This is a genomic window from Siminovitchia sediminis, assembly GCF_042680885.1.
GTDB classification, from domain to species: Bacteria; Bacillota; Bacilli; order Bacillales; family Bacillaceae_C; genus Siminovitchia; species Siminovitchia sediminis.
Genome location: NZ_JBHUEO010000115.1, coordinates 1 through 523 on the forward strand (window position 1 = coordinate 1; position 523 = coordinate 523).

General features: G+C 40.0%; 1 pseudogene. It reads right to left on the bottom strand.

Annotation, left to right across the window (positions count from 1 at the left end):
• Positions 1-113: 113 nt before the first annotated feature.
• Positions 114-523: pseudogene (locus ACFSCZ_RS18555) on the bottom strand (DDE-type integrase/transposase/recombinase); the annotation flags it as partial.

Genomic DNA, 523 nt, shown 5'->3' on the forward strand with positions numbered 1-523 from the left:
TTGAGCTGGTTAAGAAGTTTCAATAAATAACACCAGATAAAATGTAAAGTAAATCTAAACAAAATGCCGATTTGGCAATTGAAAAAAGGTTTACTTTACATTTTTTTTTACTATACATAACCTTTTGACTCCGGGTCTGCAGCCCGACAAAGGTAGATACGGAATCCTCTTTGTTGCCTATACGACTGAAATTCTTCTGTATAGATAATATCGCCCCCATTTTCACTGACTGTCATCAGCTTGTCCTGGTCATAGACAATCTCTTCGGTCATTCCGCAATAATATTCAAACGCCTTTTCATGACAACGCAGGACATCCCGGGTGGTAAATGGCCGTTCCTGCCAATAGGCATATTTAAAGCGCGAGTGGGAAAGGACAAAGGCAATGACATATAGTTTCATCGTTTTTCCATCGAAGGTTTTAACCCTCATCTCCCCAAAATCCACCTGCATCTGTTTCCCTCTTGGCAATTCTTCAATGGCTTCATAACTCCGAAACGCAAGTGACTTAGGAATATGGTATT